The organism is Nostocoides australiense Ben110, from assembly GCF_001050535.1.
Classification (GTDB): Bacteria; Actinomycetota; Actinomycetes; order Actinomycetales; family Dermatophilaceae; genus Nostocoides_A; species Nostocoides_A australiense.
On record NZ_HG764815.1, the window covers coordinates 4233083 to 4234996 of the forward strand.

1 protein-coding gene and 1 pseudogene are annotated in these 1914 nt (G+C 73.3%); both read right to left on the reverse strand.

Going from position 1 to position 1914, the window contains the following annotated elements:
- Positions 1–844: GTPase family protein (locus tag BN11_RS20980; protein WP_201329334.1), on the reverse strand; the 844-nt coding region annotated here is incomplete at its 3' end.
- Positions 841–1914, reverse strand: a pseudogene (locus BN11_RS20985) (ABC transporter); the annotation flags it as partial. The gene BN11_RS20980 and the pseudogene BN11_RS20985, both read right to left, overlap by 4 nt.

Sequence of the window (1914 nt, forward strand, 5' to 3'; positions counted from 1 at the left end):
CGTCGGCCTCGGTCGCGGCGACGCCGGCCCGCAGATCGGTGGCGGCGGAGCGGACGTCGGCGTCCAGGCGGGTGCGAGCGGCCCGGGCACCAGAGACCGCGTCGGAGAGCTTGTCGCGCAGTTCGGGCACGCCCAGTCCGGTGCGGGCCGAGGTGGCGAGCACCGTGACCTCGGACAGGCCGTCGCGATGCAGCAGGCGCTCCAGGTCCGCGAGGCACTGGCGCTGCTGGTCGGGGGTGAGCCGGTCGGCTTGGTTGAGGACGACGATCGTCACCGCGCCGTAGTTCTTCATCGCCGCGACGTAGTCGTCGTGCAGGCGGGCGTCGGCGTACTTCTGCGGGTCGGTCACCCAGACGAAGACATCGGCGAGCCCGATCACGCGTTCGGCCTCGGCCCGGTGCGCGGCCTCGCGGGAGTCGAAGTCCGGCAGGTCGAGTAGCACGAGTCCGTCCAGGGCGCTGCCCTCGGAGTCCGGCACCTGGTGGCGGTGGGGCACGACGAGCCAGTCCAGCAGCGGTCCTGCCGGGTCGTCGCCCCAGATCGCGGCGGTCGGGGTCGAGGTCGTGGGGCGGCGGGCGCCGGGCTTGGCGACCTCGGCACCGATGACGGCGTTGAAGAGGCTGGATTTGCCGCTGCCCGTGGCCCCGGCGAAGGCGACGACCGTATGGCTGCCGCTGCGCCCCATCCGCTCGCTCACCTTCGTGGCGATGGCCCGTGCGCGGGCGACCTGGTCCGGGTCCAGTTCGGCGCCGCCGGCGTCGACGGCGGAGCGCAGCGCGTCGGCGTGCTTGGTGAGATCCTCGGCGCTCACGCCCTTGTCGCCGCGGCCGAACAGGGGGCTCATCGAGCGGCCTGCACGGCGTCCAGGGCCCTGGAGAGGCGTTCGGTCTGATCGGCGGCGACGGTCCGGGCGCCCACGGCGTCGAGGAAGCGGGTGCGCTCGGCCTCGATGACCTCGTCGGCCCGTCGCAGGAGGGCGGCGCGGGCCTTGGCCGCCATGGTCCGCACGGCCTGGTCTCCGAAGATGGCCTCCAACACCCGCTGGGCAAGGACCGAGGTGCCGCCGGCGATGCCGGCCTCCGCGCCGGTCAGCCCGCCGGTGTGGGCGAAGGTGACGAGCATCAGGAACAGGCCGATGCCGTTGATGCCGTATGCCGCGACCCGCGCGTTGGTGCGCCGGTCCTGGCCTTCGCTGCGCACGAGGTCGAGGACCTCGTCTTGCCAGGTCCGCACCGCGGCGTCCACCCGGGGGCCGAGGTCGCTGCTCGGCTTGGCCAGTTCCGGGTGGGCGTGCAGGATCTCGGCACCGGCCGGCAGGGCCCGCCATTCGCGGGCCACTTGAGCGGCCGCCGTCGCGGCGTTGGCCTCCATCAGCTGGGCGACCCCGACGTGCAGCGCCTCCTCGACATCCGCCGGCGCGTTGGCGTGCCCACGGAACGCGCCGGTGATCCTGTCGCGCAGCTTCGAGACCCCGGACTCGACCTTGCGGAAGAACTCGCCGGTCCCGACGAAGTCCTGCCACCGCGCGAGCACCTCGCCGCGCAGCAGTTGCCCGTCGCTCATCCCGTTCTCGACACCTCGGCGGGAGTCGTCGAAGGCGCGGTTGACGATATCGGTCAGGTCGGCGGTGACGCGTTGCTGGGTGCGGCTGGCGGTGACGAGTTCCTCGGACCGGGAGTCGAGGGAGGCGAGGGCCCCGGTCAGGGTCTGGCGGACGACGACCTCCCGGGCGGTCGCGTCATTGGCCAGGTCGGTCAGCCACGACCGCAGCCGCGCCACGTCGGTCTCGGGCAACAGCCCGTTGCCGTCGAGGGTGGTCTCCGGAATCGGGAAAACGGGTGCCGTGCCCAGGCCCTGGGCGCGCAGCATGTCCACCAGGTGCGGGCGCACCTCCGCCATGACCTCCGGCGGCAC